Source organism: Aeromonas sp. QDB56 (genome assembly GCF_027705505.1).
In the GTDB taxonomy this organism is placed as follows: Bacteria; Pseudomonadota; Gammaproteobacteria; order Enterobacterales; family Aeromonadaceae; genus Aeromonas; species Aeromonas caviae.
This window is the reverse complement of sequence record NZ_JAPDBZ010000011.1, coordinates 1-16,064: the sequence shown is the minus strand read 5'-3', so window position 1 is coordinate 16,064 and position 16,064 is coordinate 1. Positions and strand designations below refer to the sequence as shown.

The following is a 16,064-nucleotide window of genomic DNA, read 5'->3' as shown; positions in this document are numbered from 1 at the left end:
CAGGCCAGTCAGTGACGGGCGGCCCCACCGCCCGGTTTGAGGATCTTATGGGTCGTTTTTTTGGGCTGCTGTGCGCCCTGCTGTTTCTCTCTGCCTGTTCATCCACACCCCAGACCAGCGGGAGTGGCGATGATGATCTGGTCAACGGCAAGGACGTGCGCGGTTTTGAACACATGATCAGTGCGCTCTCCCATAACGTGAACGAGATATGGGGGCGCGAGGCGCTGTTCGCGGGCAAGTTTGACTACGTCAAATACACGGATCAGTACAAGAGCCGCGCCCACATCGATTTCTCCAGCGGTCACATCATGGTGGAGACCGTCTCGGGTCTAGATCCCCGCGCCCACCTGCGTCGCGCCATCATCGAAACCCTGCTGACCCCGGACGATCCGGCAGAGGTCGACCTCTATTCGGACCGTGAGATCATGCCAGGTGGCGAGCCCTTCCTCTATGGCCAGGTGCTGGACAACCAGGGACAAGCGATCCGCTCCAGCTGGCGTGCAGAGCGTTATGCCGACTATCTGATCGCCAACGCGATGAAGAAGCGCACCCTCGGGATCCGCAACATCTTCTTCATCGACATTCCCATGGTGGCCAACCACGAAGACAGGCGCGGCTACAAATACGCCAGCATCATCCGCGACGCCTCCCGCAAGTACGGGGTCGCCGAGAGTCTCATCTACGCGGTGATCAAGACCGAGAGCAGCTTCAACCCCTATGCGGTCAGCCACGCCAACGCCTATGGCCTGATGCAGGTGATCCCGGCTACCGCTGGGCGGGATGTCTATGTGAGGGTCAAGGGCAAGGATGGCCAGCCGACCAGGGAAGATCTGTTCAATCCGGCCTACAACATCGATGTGGGGACCGCCTACCTGCACCTGCTGCAGACCGTCTATCTGGCGGATATCCAGGATCCCCAGTCCCGCCGCTATGCGGTGATCTCCGCCTACAACGGTGGTGCGGGAGGGGTGCTCAACACCTTCTCCAACGATCGCAAGGCGGCCCCCGGCATGATCAACCGCCTCTCCCCCGAGGCCGTCTATCAGGTACTGACCGAACAACATCCCAAGGCAGAGGCTCGCCGCTATCTCTACAAGGTCAATCAGGCCGAGAAGGGGTTCAAGCGAACCGTCGCAAGCCGGGCTGGCTGATGGCATGCAAGAAGGGCGCTCCTGGAGCGCCCTTCTCATTTACTGTGGCCTGAAAGCTTACTTGGCGATGAAGCCGCCCTTGCTCAGGGGCGCTGCCCCCACCTTCTCCAGGTGTTCCACCTCGACTTCGGTCTTGTTCCAGCTGTGGTCCACCTCGCCGCGCACGCGGATCAGATCGTCAGGGCCCACCTCGGTACCGCGCCACACGTCACCGTCCACCTCCACTTCCACCTCGCCGCTGTCGTCACGGAACAGGTAGTTTTCGCCACCCAGGTGTTTGACCAGCTTGCCTTCCAGGGTCACCCACTGATCATCGGCCACGTCTTTCAACTGGGCGACCGATACCTTGTTCTGCTCCTTGGGGCCGGTGTAGGCCGCCATGGCGAAGGAAGAGACGGACATCAGGGCCACCAGGGCGATTGCTTTTGCGTTGTTCATTTCATGCTCCTGTCTTTGCGGTATGAGGGCATCTTGCCCGGGGGCGCGTGAAACAAACGTGAAGCCTCCCCATTCAGGGAGGAGTGATGTGATCGCAAGCGATTAAATGGCCACGGCATGCTGCAAAAATGTATTCGAGTGGATACCTTTTCACCTGGCCATGCGGGTTCCCAGCCCGCCGCCATTGAGGAACAGCCCGCAGGCCCGTCCTGCCCCATCCATGAGAACAGCTACATGAACAAATGGCTTTTGTGTTTATTGGGACTCTTCGCCCTCACGGCCCATGCCGCCGAGACGCGTCCCCCCTTCTCCCGCATCGTGATGTTCGGCGACAGCCTCTCCGATACCGGCAAGATGTACGACAAGATGCGCGGTTACCTCCCCTCCAGCCCGCCCTACCATCAGGGCCGCTTCTCCAACGGCCCGGTCTGGCTGGAGCAGCTCACCCAGCACTTCCCGGGCCTCGCCATCGCCAACGAGGCGGAAGGGGGCGCCACTGCCGTGGCCTACAAGAAGATCTCCTGGAATCCCAAGTATCAGGTCATCAACAACCTGGATTACGAGGTGACCCAGTTCCTGCAAAAGGATGGCTTCAAGCCCGACGATCTGGTGATCCTTTGGGTCGGTGCCAACGATTACCTGGCCTATGGCTGGAACACCGAGCAGGATGCCAAGCGGGTGCGCGACGCCATCAGCGATGCGGCCAACCGCATGGTATTGAACGGTGCCAGGCAGATTCTGTTGTTCAACCTGCCTGATCTGGGCCAGAACCCCTCGGCCCGCAGCCAGAAAGTGGTCGAGGCAGCCAGCCATGTCTCCGCCTACCACAACCAGCTGCTGCTGAACCTGGCACGCCAGTTGGCTCCCACCGGCATGGTGAAATTGTTCGAGATCGACAAGCAGTTCGCCGAGATGCTGCGCGAGCCGCAGAACTTCGGCCTGAGCGACACCGAGCACGCCTGCTATGGCGGCGGCTATGTGTGGAAGCCGTTCGCCTCCCGCAGCGCCGCCACCGACAGTCGGCTGGCCCCCTTCAATCCCGAGGAGCGCCTTGCCATCGCCGGCAACCCCCTGCTGGCTCAGGCCGTCGCAACGCCCATGGCGCGCCGCAGTGCGGGCGAGCTGAACTGTGAAGGCAAGATGTTCTGGGACCAGGTCCACCCCACCACAGTGGTACACGCCGCCCTGAGCGAGCGGGCTGCCGCCTTCATCGAACAGGAGTACGAATTCCTCCCTCGATAACGGAGGCCATCCTGCCAGGGCCGGCGCTTCGCCGGCCCTCTTGCCGACAAGGGCAAGCAACCCCATATGACACCCATCACAGATTCGAGTCACGGTTCCCCGGCGGTCTTCTGTCTCCACTATGATGCAGATGGATATCACAATATGTTTTATATCAGTTGCTTGTAGATCGAGAAAAGCGAGCTACGTTTAAACGTGTTGTGGTCGAACACAGGCCCAACCCACGAGGCGAGGCGACATGAATTCGCGCTCCCCACACACAAGATTGCAGAGGCATCTATGAACAAAACACTGATTACCTTGCTGGTTTCAGGCTTGCTTGCGGCCAACGCCCAGGCAGCCGGACAAGACAACACCTGGTATGGCGGTGCCAAACTGGGTTGGTCCAACTTCTACGGTGTCGATGAAAGCAACGCCATCGCCATCACCGACAAAGACGACGATGAAGTCGGCGCCGGTGCGTTCGCCGGTTACCAGATCAACCAGAATCTGGGTGTCGAACTCGGTTATGACTACCTTGGCAAGCTCAAGTACAGCGGCACCCGCAATGGCGCGGCCTTCAATGACTCCGTGCAAGCCCAGCTGGCCCAGCTCACGCTGAAACTGGGCTTCCCGGTTGCGGACAATCTGGACCTTTACGGCCGTGTCGGGGGCGGCTATGGCTGGACCGACAGCGATCAGCTGGAAAACGACAGCCGCTTCACCTTCGTCGGCGCGCTCGGTGCGGAGTATGCCCTGAGCCTGGATTGGGCAGCCCGCCTCGAATACCAGTACAGCACCCCGTATGGCAGCCGTGACGATACCGGCCTGCGCATGGACAACGGCCTGCTCTCCCTGGCCGCCGTCTACCGCTTCGGTCAGGTTGCACCGGCTCTGCCGGTCGCAGCTCCCGCCCCCGCGCCCGAGCCCGTGATGGTCGACAAGCAGTTCACCCTGAGCTCGGACGTGCTGTTTGACTTCAACAAGGCCACCCTCAAACCCCAGGCCGGGCAGGCGCTGGATACCCTCTACAGCCAGATTGAAGAGGTCAGGCCCAAAGACGGGTCGGCCACCGTCATCGGCTATACCGACCGCATCGGTTCCGAGGCCTACAACCAGAAGTTGTCCGAGCAGCGTGCCCGGACCGTGGCCGATTACCTGATTGGCAAGGGCCTGCCTGCCGGCAAGGTCAATGTGGAAGGGCGTGGCAAGCAGTCTCCCGTCACCGGCGACAGCTGCACCAGCAAATCCAAGCGCGAGCTGATCGTCTGCCTGGCCCCGGATCGCCGGGTAGAGGTCAAGGTACAGGGCGTCTCGGAAGTACAGCAATAACGACGACCCCAAACAAAACGGGAGGCCATGGCCTCCCGTCTTTTTTTATGCTTCCTCAGATGCGCGTGCGCACATCCGCCGCAATCTGATCGAGCAACAGTTGCCAGCCCTGCCCCAGCTCGTTCACCAGGGCGCCATACCCATCGGCAGGCAGCACCCGCTCCTGCTGGAAGGGAACATCTCTCAACACGACCCCCTCCTCCGTCAGCAGGCGCCAGCGACCGCTAAGCAGGGCCCGGCCGTCGTGCCGCCCCTGGAAACGCTCGACCGAGATGCTCAGCACAGGCCCCTTGCGGGCCCCGTCTTGACGCACCACCCAGCCAGGCAAGCGGCTGGAGAGGCCATTGAGGGTCAACTGGTTCAACTGGGCATCGAGGGAACCTGCCCAGCGATGGTACTCGGCAAAGTGCAGCTCCTTTCCCTCCAGCTGATAGACCAGGCTCATCCGGTCAAGCTGACCGGACAGGGCGACGGGGCGCAGCACCAACTGGTGCTGCGGCTGCGCCGTGGTGACACTCGACGGCGCCGTGTCGGCATCCAGCGAATAGTAATGCAGCGTCGTCGGCGCACTGCCACATCCCGCCAGCAGGCCCAGCAAGGCCAGCGTTATCATCCGTTTTTTCATCATTTTCCTCGCTTGGGCTCGGGATCCCGCGGACGAGCGCGGTCAAAGATCAGCGAACTCGGCTGCTCGTTCAGTGAATGGACCAGAGGTTGCAACTCGCTCATCAGCTGGTTGAGGGATTGCACCGACTGACGCAGCTCCTGATTGGTCTGGGAACCGGCATCATAGGTCTGCAACGTCTCCTGCAACTGCTTGAGGCTCTGGTTGAGGGAGGCCGGCAACTGCTGGGTCGACTGCTGACCGGTAAACTGCTCCAGATTCGCACTCACGGCACTGACATGCTTGAGCGTCTTGTCCAGCGTCATCAGGGTGCTGTTGACCTGAGTGAGGGTGGTGGCCATGTCCATGTCGACGAACTTGTCGAGGATGAGGTTCACCTTGCGCTCGATCTGATCCAGCCCGGCCTGGGCGGTCGGGAAGACCTGATAGCCCGCCATCTTGAGCGGCTGATAGACAGGCGCATCCGGATAGAAGTTCAGATCGATCACCTTGCCCCCCGTCAGCAGGCTGGCGGTCTTGAGGCTGGCCCTCAGCCCTTCCTTGAACTGCTTGTTGAACAGGGCCCGCCACTGCTCCTTCTCCGCATTGGCATAACGGTGGGAGAGACGCTGCACCTCGATGCGCGCCAACACCGGGATCTGTCGGCTCTTGAACAGCTGGACGCCCTTGTCGTCGATGAGATAGGGAGCCGAAATGACGGTACCGACCCGGATGCCGCGATACTGTACCGCCGCGCCGGGATGCAGCCCGCCCACATCATTGTCGAACAGGAAGACATAGTCGATGAACTGATCCAGGCTACCGGCCAGCACGCTCTCCTCGTCCTTGAACAGCACGAACTCGTCGTTCTGTTTCACCGGCTCCCCCGGCAGCCAGCCGGGAGGCAGCCCCATGGTGATGCCGCCGTTGATCAGGCTCTCCAGCGAGTCCATCTTCACCTTCATCCCCTCGCTGCTCATGGAGACCTCGAAGCCGGGCGTCAACCAGAACCGGGAGTTGCTGCTCACCAGGACGTCATAAGGCGCGTTGATGAAGAGCTGGTACTGCATCTCGCTCTTCTCGGGCAGGAACTTGGTCTCTTCGACCTGGCCGATGGTGAATCCCTGATAGCTGATGGGGGAACCCGCGCCCAGCGCGTTGGCATCCCGGCTGGACAGGGAGAGCCGCAATCCCTTGGCATCCAGGGATGCCAGGGGTGGCCTGTCCAGCATGGCGTATTCGCTTCGCGCCCTGCCCTTCTTGCCGGGAGAAAGCTCGATATAGGCACCGGAGAGCAAGGTGCCAAGACCGGAAACGCCCTCACGCCCGACCCTGGGCTTGACCACCCAGAACTGGCTGTCTTTCTTGAGCATGCCGGCGGCGGCATTGGTCAGGCGAGCCTTGAGCACGGCATGGCTGTAGTCCTCGCTGAGCTCCACCGTCTCGATACGGCCCACCTCCACTTCACGAGAACGGATCACCGTCTTGCCCGCCACTATGCCCTCGGCGGTCGCCACCGTCAGGGTGAAGCTCGGCCCTTGTGAATACCAGTGCTGGAACAGCATCCAGGCGCCGATGAAGAGCGCCAGCAAGGGCACCATCCAGATAGCGGCAGCCGAACTCATAAAATCAGAGCCCGGTTTCCACCTTGTCTTACGCTCACTCACGTTCGCGTTCTCCTTGTTGTAAATCCCAGATCAGGCGGGAATCGAAACTCATGGCAGCCACCATGGTGACCAGTACGACCCCGGCAAAGGCGACGGCCGCAGGGCCAGGGTAGATGGTCATCAGATTGTCGAGCCGGATGAGACCGGCCAGGATGGCCACCACGAAGACGTCGATCATCGACCAGCGCCCCACAAATTCGGTCATGCGATAGAGTTTGAGCTTGCCGAGGGGAGATGTCCCCTGGCCGCGCTGCACCACGTAGCAGAGCCACAGCAGCGCCAGGATCTTCACCAGCGGCACCACCACGCTCGCGAAGAAGATGACGGCGGCAATGGGGTAGGAGCCCATGGCCCACAGCAGCACCACCCCGCCCATGATGGTCGAGGGGCTGTCATCCCCCAGGAATACGGTGTCCATGATGGGATACAGGTTGGCTGGGACATAGAGGATCACCGAGGTGATCAGCAGGGCCCAGGTGCGGTTCAGACCACCCGGCTTGCGGCTGTGCAGGTGATCCCCGCAGCGAACGCAACTATGGGCATCCTGCTCGTTCAGGGCGCCGCAGATGTGACAGCCCACCAGACCGCACGACAGGGCGCTCTCCTCGGGATCCAGCTCCCTCGCCGCCGTCGGGCCGAACAGCCGCTGCCACAGCCACATCCGATCCAGGGAGGAGATCATCTTGATGAGCAGCAGGGTGTAGCCAACGAACGCCCAGAACGACAGCCCCATCTTGATGTCGGCCATCCCCATCAGCTTGACCAGAGAGATGAGCACCCCGATGAGGAAGACGTCCACCATCAGCCAGGGCTTGATCCGGCACAGCAGGCGGCCAAGGGAGCGCAGGGCCTTGCTGTGCAGTTCCTTGTCCAGGCGCCACAGCACCAGCATGATGGAGCCGATATAGACCAGCGGCAACCCGATCAGGGTAATGCTCAGCACGGCCCCGAGGAACAGGTAGCCTTGATCCACCAGGGTGGTGATGCACTGCAGGAAGGTCATCTCCTGCCCCACCCCCTTGGCCGAGAACGACATGAAGGTAAAGGCGTTGGAGAGCACGAACATGATGATGGCCGCAAAGCCATAGGCGATGGGCCTGCGCTCCTGCTCCGGCAGATGACGAGTCAGGGTATGGCCGCAGCGCGGACAACTGCTCGTCTCCCCCACGGCCAGCTCGGTGGCCGGCACCAGCAGGTCACACTCTTCGCAGGCGGTCGCGTCATGGGTATAGGTGGGTGGATGTTGGTGTGAAACCGGATGCAAGATAAGACCCCAGCATGAGGCCCGCCACGGGGCCAGAGCCGCCAATTATTGCAGCAGCGGCCCCTGCCGACCAGCCCTGTCGTTGTCCATCCTGCCCGGGAGTGAGAATGACTTTGACAAGGCAGTGACCATTTAGCACAATCAAACGCCACTTTTTTTCCGCGGGACAATAATTTATGACAACTGAATCCCCAAGCTACTCCACTATCGAGCAGGCCTTCTCCCTCGGGAACGGGCAAGATTCTGCCCTCAACTGGTTGCGCAAAAACCGTAGCCAGGTCGCCATCTTCCTGGTGAGCGGCATCAAGCTGGAGGGGACCATCAGCGGTTTTGACCAGTACAGCGTGCTGTTGACCGATGCCCATGGCAATCAGCAACTGGTCTACAAGGCCAAGATTTCCACCATTGCCATGCACTCCGGCCGTCCTGCCGTCAGCATCCAGCGAGCCCGCAAGCCACGGGTTTCCATGGCGCCGCGCCCCCATGGCGCCCCCAGCCGTTATGACGACAACCAGGGTGGTGGCAGCGAGCAGTAAATCTCGCCCCCGCCCATCCTGACGGTGTTGCTGCGTCAGCCAGTGACATCTGCTCCCCACTCTCATGTTTCGCCTGTCCCGTATGAGAGTGGGGCTTCTCTCCCGAGCCGGTTGTTGACCCGCTCGTCTTCGTCACTCAGCAGGTCAACCCGACCGGTTTTCCCTCTCTGACCATGCAGACCTGCATGCCGGCCGCTTCACCGGCCTGTGCGCCTATGCCCGTGTCCTCGAACACCAGACATTGACCGGGCTCGATCCCCAGGCGTCGCGCCACCAGCAGGAAGGTGTCTGGATGGGGTTTGTGCAGCTCCACGTCGTCGGCGGTGACCACCACGGGGAAATACCGATCCAGCCCTGTGTTGCGCAGCACCGCTTCGGCATTGATACGGGGAGAGCCTGTCCCTATGCCCATGGGGATCCGGCCGTGATAGCGTTCCACCAGATCCAGCATGGCCGGGAAGGGGGTGGCCTTGTGCAGGTTGGCGACATAGTGTTCGGTCTTGCAGCGTGTCACCACCAGGGGATCCAGCGCGATCTGCTGCACTTCGGCCACCAGCAGGGCTATCTTGCGGCTGGGCATGCCTCCCAGCTCATAAAACCAGTCGGCGTCGAACCGAAAGCCAAACTCGCGGGCGGTGTGCTCCCAGGCGGCCAGGTGCAAGGGCATGGAGTCCACCAGAGTGCCGTCGAGGTCGAAAACCAGGCCTTGAAATCCGGATAGGGTCATGGTGCAGGATCTGTCTGTGAAAAATGGGCCTTCATTCTAGCCAGAGCGCGGGCGCATCGCCATGCGCCAGATGGCGAGAAACGCTTGCCACCTCATTTATACAGGGCGGCGTGGATCTGAAAGCCCGCACGTATACAGATCAGCATGGATCTGATGCCGGGCAGGCAGCCTCCACGCAGGTGTCAGCGATAGGCCAGGGTACAGGCCCGCCCTTGTGATTTGGCGTGATAGAGTGCCTGATCCGCCTGCTCGGTCAGGGTTTGCCACTCCTTGTCCGATGACGGAACCAGATAGCTGAACCCGATGCTGACGGTGAGTGTCGCCGCCACCCGGGAGGCCGGATGGGGAATCTGCAAGGCGTCAAGGCCGTGGTGGATCTGCTCCGCCAGCCGCTCCGCCTCTCCCGGCTGCGGTGAACACAGCAGGATGACAAACTCCTCCCCCCCATAGCGGGCCACCAGGTTGGTGCGCCGCCGCTCGGTGTCCTGCAGCAGTGCCGCCACCCGCTGCAGGCACTGATCCCCCTTGCCGTGGCCGAAGTGATCGTTGTAGGACTTGAACTCGTCCACATCGATCATCAGCACCGCCAGCACCCCCTGATGGCGGCGAGCCCGCTCCCACTCCCGTTCCATGGTGATGTCCCATTGGCGGCGGTTGGCGATGCCAGTCAGGGGATCTTCCAGAGACAGCAGGGAGAGGCGCCGGTTGGCCTCCTCCAGCGCCCGGTTGGTATCGGCCAGTTGCCGGGTCCGCTCCTGCACCCTCAGCTCCAGCTCCCGATTGAAGCGCTCAAGCTTCTCCTGGGTGCGCTGGCGGATCAGCAACTGGGAGAGCACGGCGGCATACTGCTTGAAGATCTCGCTCTGATACGCCTTGAGGGGGCGCCGCCAGAGCAGGTTGTCGGCGGCGATCCAGCCGATGGGGGTACTCCCGTCCCAGAGCGACACCATGGCGTTCCAGCCGCGACCCACCTCCTGCTTCTCGTAATAGAGAGGCGTGTCCTCCAGCACCAGGACATAGTCCTTGCGACGCAGCGCCTCCTGCACCGTGGGGTGATCCGGAATGGGGCTGATGAAATGGCGCTCGTCGATGAGCTCACCCGCCTCGTTGGTACCCCAGGTACCGTGCATGGTCTTGAATTCACTGTCAGTCAGGAAGATGGCGATGCGATCGAACTGCAACTCCTGGCGGGCCAGTGCCACCGCGTCGTGCAGCAGACGATCCTCGCTCTCGCAGCGGGAGAGCTTGACCCCCACCTGATGCAGCGCCTGCAGCATGCTGAGGAAAGAGTCCTGCAGGGCCTGGCTGCGCACGAGGTCTGCCTGGGTGTGGAGCCGCTGATCCCGCTCCAGATCCACCTGTCCCGCGAGTCGCCGACTCTCGAGCTCGGCGGCGAGATAATGCATGAGCAGTTGGATGCTCTGTTGCTGGCGTCTTGGCAGGCGATCGAGACGACGGCGGGTTTCCAGATAGACCACGGCCTCCAGCCCCTTGTGACGCTTGAGGGGGAAGCTGGCGCGCAGGCGCGGGGTCTCGGGTTCGACGCTCTCCCGCTCCCAGATGGTACGGGTCGGCGCGATGGGCTCCACCAGCAACTGGCCGAGCGCAAGGGAACGTTCGATGAAGAGGATGGGCAACTCGAGGGAAGAGAGGATGTCGGCGCTCAGGCAGAGCAGACCCTGTTCCGGGCGATAGTGATAGAGCTGGGGCGTCGGAGCACGCAGCCACAGATAGATCTGTTCAGCCTCTGTTTTTTCCCTGACCGCAGATAAGGTCACTTCACAGAGATGTTCAAAACTGGTGAAGTGCTCCGGATCCCATTCCTGCATGCCAAATCATCCTTGGTTGTATCCAAGCGAGTATATCGGCAAAGCCCGGCCATTAATTGACCGGGCAATCAAAAGCGAGATCCAGAGCCCAGTTTTTACAACAGATTCAATGCCTGCATGGCACTGCGGATGCGCTCGCGGGTGGCCTCGGAGAGCGGCATCACCGGCAGACGGCACTCTTCGCTGCACAGACCCAGCAGGGAGACCGCATACTTGGCCCCTGCGGGGCTCGGCTCGGCGAACATGGCCTGGTGCAGCGGAATGAGCTTGTCCTGCAATTCGCGGGCAGCTTGCCACTCACCGGCCAGCGCCAGGTTCTGCACCTCGGCCACCAGCTTGGGGGCCACGTTGGCCGTCACCGAGATGCAACCCTGGCCACCACCGATGTTGTAGGCCACGGCGGTGGCGTCTTCACCGGAGAGCCAGGCAAACGGCTTCTTGATGAGCTGGCGTTCAACCCAGGGGCGGGCCAGATCACCGGTGGCATCCTTCACGCCGGCAATGCGCGGCAACTCGGCCAGACGGGCCAGGGTCGCCGGCTGCACGTCAACGATGGCGCGGGGCGGAATGTTGTAGACGATGATGGGTTTGGTGGTGGCGTCGTGCACCGCCTTGAAGTGGTGATAGAGCCCTTCCTGATTGGGGCGGTTGTAGTAACCGGCCACATGCAGGGTGGCATCCGCCCCCATCTGCTCGGCATAGCGGGTGTATTCAATGGCTTCAACCGGGTTGTTGGAGCCTGCACCTGCGATCACGGGAATGCGCCCGGCCACCAGCTTGACCACCAGCTCCACCACGCGGCAATGCTCATCGTGGGTCAGGGTCGGGCTCTCCCCGGTCGTGCCGACCGGCACTATGCCATGGGTTCCCTGCTCTATGTGCCACTCCACCAGGCGAGCCAGTGCGGCCTCGTCCAGCTGGCCCTGTCGAAATGGGGTGATCAGGGCAACTATCGAACCTTGAAACATGGGATTTCCTTCTCCTAAACAGATGGATTGGTCAATAAAAAGCCCCGGTACGGGAGTCGCTACCGGGGCTTGAATCGTCTCAGGGATGAGAGGTTACGCGCGCACGCCAGCAGGCCCGATTGTCAGGCTGTGTTTATGCTTTCGTTTCGATACGCATGACCGCATTGCATCATCTCTGGGTAAATAGGCATCTGGGCATATTTCGGGAACACGGCATAAATGTCAAGGCGAAAGCGGCCATGTATAATGGCCGCCCAAAAATGCGTGGAGAGACCCAATGAGCCGTCCTGTCAGTGCCGTCAGTCAGATGCTGGAACGTAACCAAGCCCTCTTTGTCGGCAAGCGGCTGTTGGTGTGCGGTGCCCTGGAGGATGATTATCCTCGTCAACTGGCCGAGCTGGCACAAAGCCTGACCGTCTTCACCACGGATTACTGCTATTACCGCACCCAGCAGGCCGCTCTGGGAGACGCCATCCTGTTCGATCACCAGCTGGGTGGCGCCCCCCGATTCGATGCCCTGCTGCTGCTGATGCCCAAGGCCAAGGCCGAGGCGCAATACCTGCTGGCCATGATGACGCCGCTGCTCGAAAGCGGGGCCGACCTGTTCCTCGCCGGCGAGAACCGGGGCGGCATCAACGGAGCAGACAAGCTGCTGGCACCTTATGGCGAGAAACCGATCAAGCGCGACTCTGCGCGCCGCTGCTCTCTCTACCACGGCACGCTCGACAAACCGGTCGTCCCCTTCGAGCTGGACGCCTGGTTCAGTCGCTATGAGTGCCAGGCGGGCGACACCACCCTGACCGTCATGGCCCTGCCCGGGGTCTTCAGTGCAGACGGCCTGGATCTCGGCACCCAGATGCTGCTGGCGAGCCTCCCCCCCGTGACGGGCAAGCTGCTCGACTTTGGCTGCGGCGCCGGCGTCATCGGTTCCGTGCTGGCCAAGCGCAACCCGGCCCTGGCCGTCACCATGGTGGATATCAATGCACTGGCACTGGAGTCCAGCCGCCGAACCCTGGCGGTCAACGGTCTGAGCGGACGTGTTCATGCCTCCGATGTCTATTCCGACATTGCCGAAACATTCCAACAGATTGTCTCGAATCCCCCCTTCCATGCCGGGCTCAAGACCTTCTACGCCGCCACCGAAACCTTCCTGGCAAAGGCACCTGAGTACCTGACCGCAAATGGCGCCCTGACCATAGTCGCCAATGCCTTCCTGCGATACCAGCCTATACTGGATGCGCACTTCAAACAGACCGAGGTGATCGCGGGCGATGCCAAATTCAAGGTCTATCTGAGCAAAGTTTAAAGAAGTGCAACGGTTGTAATAAAACAAGTAGAGAGTGCCAGACGGGATCTGTTAAGGTGCCAAGAAAACGTTTACCTCCCCTTTAGGGATGTTTTTTTCGCAGCGACATGAAAACCTTTTCAACATCATGATCTCAGGGAGAGAACGACGATGGCAGGCATACTCACCATGATACTGGCAGGCGGTGAAGGTACCCGACTGCAACCGCTGACCACCACCCGCAGCAAACCCTCCGTACCCTTTGGCGGCAGTTACCGGTTGATCGACTTCGTGCTCAACAACTTCGTCAACGCCGACTTCCTGCGCATCTATGTACTCACCCAGTTCAAGTCCCAGTCCCTTTACCTGCACATGAAGAAGGGCTGGAACATCGTCGGCATCACGGATCGCTTCATCGACCCCATTCCGGCCCAGATGCGAATGGGCAAACGCTGGTATGACGGCACCGCAGACGCCATTTACCAGAACCTGCGCTTCATCGAGATCTCCGACCCCGAGCACGTCTGCATCTTCGGCTCCGATCACATCTACAAGATGGACGTGAGCCAGATGGTGAGCTTCCACAAGCAGAAAGCGGCCGCCCTGACCGTCGCTGCCCTGCGCATGCCCATCGAGGAAGCAAGCGCCTTCGGGGTGATCGAGGTTGATCAGGAAGGGCGCATGATTGGCTTTGAAGAAAAGCCCCGTCACCCGAAACACATCCCCGGGGATCCCACCCAGGCGCTGGTCTCCATGGGCAACTACATCTTCGAGACCGAGGCCCTCTATCGGGAGCTCAAGCGGGATGCCGCCGAGGAGAACTCCAGTCACGATTTCGGCAAGGACATCATTCCCAGCCTGTTCCCCCGTGCCCCCGTCTATGTCTACGACTACAGCACCAACGTGATCCCGGGCGAGAAGCCCAATGTCTACTGGCGCGATGTGGGGACGCTCGACTCTTACTGGCAGGCGCACATGGACCTGGTGGCCGACGATGCCCCCTTCTCTCTCTACAATCGCAAGTGGCCGCTGCACACCCATTACCCGCCCCTGCCCCCCGCCACCTTCATCGATACCGACGACTGCAAGGTCAAGATCGCCAACTCCCTGATCTCCGGTGGCTGCTTCATTCAGGGCAGCCAGATCCAGCGATCCATACTGGGATTTCGCTGCAACATAGGCCCCTGCAGCCACATCAGTGAATCCGTGCTGCTGGGGGATGTGAGAATCGGCGAAGGTTGCTCCATTCGCCGCGCCATCATCGACAAAAACGTTGAAATTGCACCCGGCACCGTGATCGGTGAGAATCTGGACCATGACAGAGAGCGGTTTACCGTATCCGAAGGCGGTATCGTCGTGGTACCTAAGGGAGCAAGAGTTGGCTATTAACCCACTGAAAATCCTGTTTGTAGCCTCGGAGGTTGAGGGGCTGGTGAAGACCGGGGGCCTGGCGGATGTGGCCAAGGCCCTGCCGCAGCATCTCGCCCGTCAGGGGCACGATGTGCGCATCATTATGCCCTTCTACAAGACCATCAAGCGCCGGGACGAGGCCACCCTCCTCGCCTCGCGCTGGCTCCCCACCCCCCAGGATCGCAGTGATATCAGCTATCGCATCCATCAGCTGGAACTGGACGGGATCTGCGTCTATCTGCTCGATTGCCCGCACTATTTCGACCGCCCCCAGCTCTATGCCGAGAACAACCAGGCCTATCCGGACAACGGCGAGCGCTTTGCCTTTCTGGCCGCGGCGGCCCTGCATGCGTGCGAACAGCTGGGTTTCGCTCCCGACATCGCCCACTGCAACGACTGGCACACCGGCCTGCTGCCGCTGCTGTTGAAAACCCGTCACGCCCACAACCCTTTCTTCCAGCATACCCGCAGCGTGATCAGCATTCACAACGCGGCCTTTCAGGGGGTATTCGAGCGCCAGCAGTTCTGGGCCGTGCCCGAGATTGCCGACTACGAACAGCGCATCAGCTACGACTACGGCCACGTCAACCTGCTCAAATGCGGCGTGCTCTATGCCGACAAGATCAACGCGGTCAGCCCCAACTATGCCAGCGAATTGCTGACTCACCTAGGTGCCCACGGCATGGCCAGCATCTTCCAGCAGCGGGCGGCGGATCTGCGCGGTATCCTCAACGGCTGTGACTATCAGGACTGGGATCCGGCGTTCGACGACTTTCTGCCGGCTACCTATGACGTCGACAACCTGGCCGGCAAGCGCATCTGCAAGCAGAGCCTGCAACAGGAAACCGGCCTGCCGGTGGTGGATCTGCCCATCTATGGCATGGTGTGCCGGCTGACCGAGCAGAAGGGCGTTCACCTGCTACTGCCGGTGCTGGACAAGTTTCTGCATCACAAGGTGCAGGTGGTGATCGTCGGCTCGGGAGATCCCTCCCTCGCAGCTCAGTTGCAGACTCTGGCGCAACAATTCCCGGACCGGCTCGCCTTCATCAACACCTATGACGACCGGCTCGCTCATCTGGTGGAAGCGGGTGCCGACTTCTTCCTGATGCCTTCCCTGTTCGAACCGTGTGGACTCAACCAGATGTACAGCCTGGCCTATGGCACCCTGCCGCTGGTGCGGGCCGTCGGCGGCCTGAAAGATACAGTGGTGGACTGGGATGCCGACCCGGAGCACGCAACCGGCTTCTGCTTCAACGATCCCACTGCCAGCACCTTGCTCGATGCCATGCGCCGCAGCCTGCTCTACTACCTGCAGGATCCCGAGCAGTTTGCCCGTGTGCAGCACCACGCCATGAACACCCGCTTCGACTGGGCAGACTCCGTCATCCTGTACGAACAGATGTATCAGGATGCGCTGGCCACCGTCTGACGCCGATTGCTGAAGTTTTGTGCCCTTGGCACGCCTTTATCCGTCAACAGCGAAAAAAGTCCCCTTTGGCTGTTGACGCCCCCCCAAAACTCTATAGAATCCCCCACCGCAGTGATGCGAAGGTGGCGGAATTGGTAGACGCGCTAGCTTCAGGTGTTAGTGTCCCACGGATGTGAGGGTTCGAGTCCCTCTCTTCGCACCAT

13 protein-coding genes, 1 tRNA gene and 1 pseudogene are annotated in these 16,064 nt (G+C 61.1%); 8 read left to right on the top strand and 7 right to left on the bottom strand.

Features of this window, described 5'->3' with window-relative positions; translation table 11 throughout:
* Nucleotides 1-47: 47 nt before the first annotated feature.
* On the top strand, nucleotides 48-1,151 hold the full coding sequence (gene mltC, locus OKB81_RS03220) for a membrane-bound lytic murein transglycosylase MltC (protein WP_010675743.1): 1,104 nt from the start codon (nucleotides 48-50) through the stop codon (nucleotides 1,149-1,151).
* Between the two features lie 57 nt (nucleotides 1,152-1,208).
* Here mltC and OKB81_RS03215 read toward each other — a convergent pair whose 3' ends face one another.
* A complete protein-coding gene (locus tag OKB81_RS03215) occupies nucleotides 1,209-1,589 on the bottom strand; it encodes a YgiW/YdeI family stress tolerance OB fold protein (RefSeq protein WP_039040598.1) in 381 nt (126 codons plus the stop codon).
* A gap of 234 nt (nucleotides 1,590-1,823) precedes the next feature.
* Here OKB81_RS03215 and OKB81_RS03210 point away from each other — a divergent pair, with 234 nt between their 5' ends.
* Both OKB81_RS03210 and ompA read left to right on the top strand, forming a co-directional pair.
* On the top strand, nucleotides 1,824-2,831 hold the full coding sequence (locus OKB81_RS03210; protein WP_160836656.1) for an SGNH/GDSL hydrolase family protein: 1,008 nt from the start codon (nucleotides 1,824-1,826) through the stop codon (nucleotides 2,829-2,831).
* A gap of 279 nt (nucleotides 2,832-3,110) precedes the next feature.
* Entirely contained in the window at nucleotides 3,111-4,142 is a 1,032-nt protein-coding gene (gene ompA, locus OKB81_RS03205) for a porin OmpA (RefSeq protein WP_160836658.1), read from the top strand.
* A 55-nt stretch (nucleotides 4,143-4,197) separates the two neighbouring features.
* Here the strand turns inward: ompA and OKB81_RS03200 are convergent, their stop codons facing one another.
* The 3 genes from OKB81_RS03200 to OKB81_RS03190 are packed head-to-tail and all read right to left on the bottom strand — an operon-like array spanning nucleotide 4,198 to nucleotide 7,677.
* Nucleotides 4,198-4,767 (bottom strand): PqiC family protein, encoded by a 570-nt coding sequence (locus OKB81_RS03200; RefSeq protein WP_160836690.1) that lies wholly within the window; start codon nucleotides 4,765-4,767, stop codon nucleotides 4,198-4,200.
* Entirely contained in the window at nucleotides 4,767-6,413 is a 1,647-nt protein-coding gene (gene pqiB / locus OKB81_RS03195) for an intermembrane transport protein PqiB (RefSeq protein ID WP_160836660.1), read from the bottom strand. The genes OKB81_RS03200 and pqiB overlap by 1 nt, the downstream gene beginning before the upstream one ends.
* Nucleotides 6,406-7,677, bottom strand: a complete 1,272-nt coding sequence (locus tag OKB81_RS03190; protein ID WP_160836662.1) for a paraquat-inducible protein A — start codon at nucleotides 7,675-7,677, stop codon at nucleotides 6,406-6,408. The genes pqiB and OKB81_RS03190 overlap by 8 nt, the downstream gene beginning before the upstream one ends.
* A gap of 176 nt (nucleotides 7,678-7,853) precedes the next feature.
* On the opposite strand from OKB81_RS03190, the gene hfq reads away from it, so the two are divergent.
* Nucleotides 7,854-8,213, top strand: a complete 360-nt coding sequence (hfq, locus tag OKB81_RS03185; protein ID WP_039040603.1) for an RNA chaperone Hfq — start codon at nucleotides 7,854-7,856, stop codon at nucleotides 8,211-8,213.
* A gap of 136 nt (nucleotides 8,214-8,349) precedes the next feature.
* Here hfq and OKB81_RS03180 read toward each other — a convergent pair whose 3' ends face one another.
* The 3 genes from OKB81_RS03180 to dapA all read right to left on the bottom strand — a co-directional run bounded on the left by OKB81_RS03180 (nucleotide 8,350) and on the right by dapA (nucleotide 11,737).
* Nucleotides 8,350-8,940, bottom strand: a complete 591-nt coding sequence (locus OKB81_RS03180) for an HAD family hydrolase (protein WP_128341788.1) — start codon at nucleotides 8,938-8,940, stop codon at nucleotides 8,350-8,352.
* 182 nt (nucleotides 8,941-9,122) lie between these two features.
* Complete coding sequence (locus OKB81_RS03175) at nucleotides 9,123-10,769, bottom strand: sensor domain-containing diguanylate cyclase (protein ID WP_160836664.1); 1,647 nt, start codon at nucleotides 10,767-10,769, stop codon at nucleotides 9,123-9,125.
* A 95-nt stretch (nucleotides 10,770-10,864) separates the two neighbouring features.
* Nucleotides 10,865-11,737: a 4-hydroxy-tetrahydrodipicolinate synthase gene (gene dapA, locus OKB81_RS03170; protein ID WP_039040606.1), complete on the bottom strand. Its 873-nt coding sequence runs from the start codon at nucleotides 11,735-11,737 to the stop codon at nucleotides 10,865-10,867.
* Between the two features lie 277 nt (nucleotides 11,738-12,014).
* Between dapA and rsmC the strand changes: the two genes are divergently transcribed.
* From rsmC to OKB81_RS03150, 4 genes and pseudogenes are all read left to right on the top strand, one after another.
* Nucleotides 12,015-13,043 carry a 16S rRNA (guanine(1207)-N(2))-methyltransferase RsmC gene (rsmC, locus tag OKB81_RS03165; protein ID WP_160836666.1) on the top strand — a complete coding sequence of 343 codons (1,029 nt, stop codon included), beginning with the start codon at nucleotides 12,015-12,017 and terminating at the stop codon, nucleotides 13,041-13,043.
* A 147-nt stretch (nucleotides 13,044-13,190) separates the two neighbouring features.
* A pseudogene (glgC, locus tag OKB81_RS03160) lies at nucleotides 13,191-14,411 on the top strand (glucose-1-phosphate adenylyltransferase); the annotation flags it as partial.
* Entirely contained in the window at nucleotides 14,401-15,861 is a 1,461-nt protein-coding gene (gene glgA, locus OKB81_RS03155; protein ID WP_160836670.1) for a glycogen synthase GlgA, read from the top strand. The pseudogene glgC and the gene glgA, both read left to right, overlap by 11 nt.
* Nucleotides 15,862-15,977: 116 nt before the next feature.
* A tRNA-Leu gene (locus OKB81_RS03150) sits at nucleotides 15,978-16,063 on the top strand.
* Nucleotide 16,064 lies beyond the last annotated feature (1 nt).

Bases quoted from the DNA above. Each gene is read 5' to 3' on its own strand.
- mltC (WP_010675743.1), top strand. From the start codon at position 48: ATGGGTCGTTTTTTTGGGCTGCTGTGCGCCCTGCTGTTTCTCTCTGCC.
- OKB81_RS03215 (WP_039040598.1), bottom strand. From the start codon at position 1,589: ATGAACAACGCAAAAGCAATCGCCCTGGTGGCCCTGATGTCCGTCTCT.
- OKB81_RS03210 (WP_160836656.1), top strand. From the start codon at position 1,824: ATGAACAAATGGCTTTTGTGTTTATTGGGACTCTTCGCCCTCACGGCC.
- ompA (WP_160836658.1), top strand. From the start codon at position 3,111: ATGAACAAAACACTGATTACCTTGCTGGTTTCAGGCTTGCTTGCGGCC.
- OKB81_RS03200 (WP_160836690.1), bottom strand. From the start codon at position 4,767: ATGAAAAAACGGATGATAACGCTGGCCTTGCTGGGCCTGCTGGCGGGA.
- hfq (WP_039040603.1), top strand. From the start codon at position 7,854: ATGACAACTGAATCCCCAAGCTACTCCACTATCGAGCAGGCCTTCTCC.
- OKB81_RS03180 (WP_128341788.1), bottom strand. From the start codon at position 8,940: ATGACCCTATCCGGATTTCAAGGCCTGGTTTTCGACCTCGACGGCACT.
- OKB81_RS03175 (WP_160836664.1), bottom strand. From the start codon at position 10,769: ATGCAGGAATGGGATCCGGAGCACTTCACCAGTTTTGAACATCTCTGT.
- dapA (WP_039040606.1), bottom strand. From the start codon at position 11,737: ATGTTTCAAGGTTCGATAGTTGCCCTGATCACCCCATTTCGACAGGGC.
- rsmC (WP_160836666.1), top strand. From the start codon at position 12,015: ATGAGCCGTCCTGTCAGTGCCGTCAGTCAGATGCTGGAACGTAACCAA.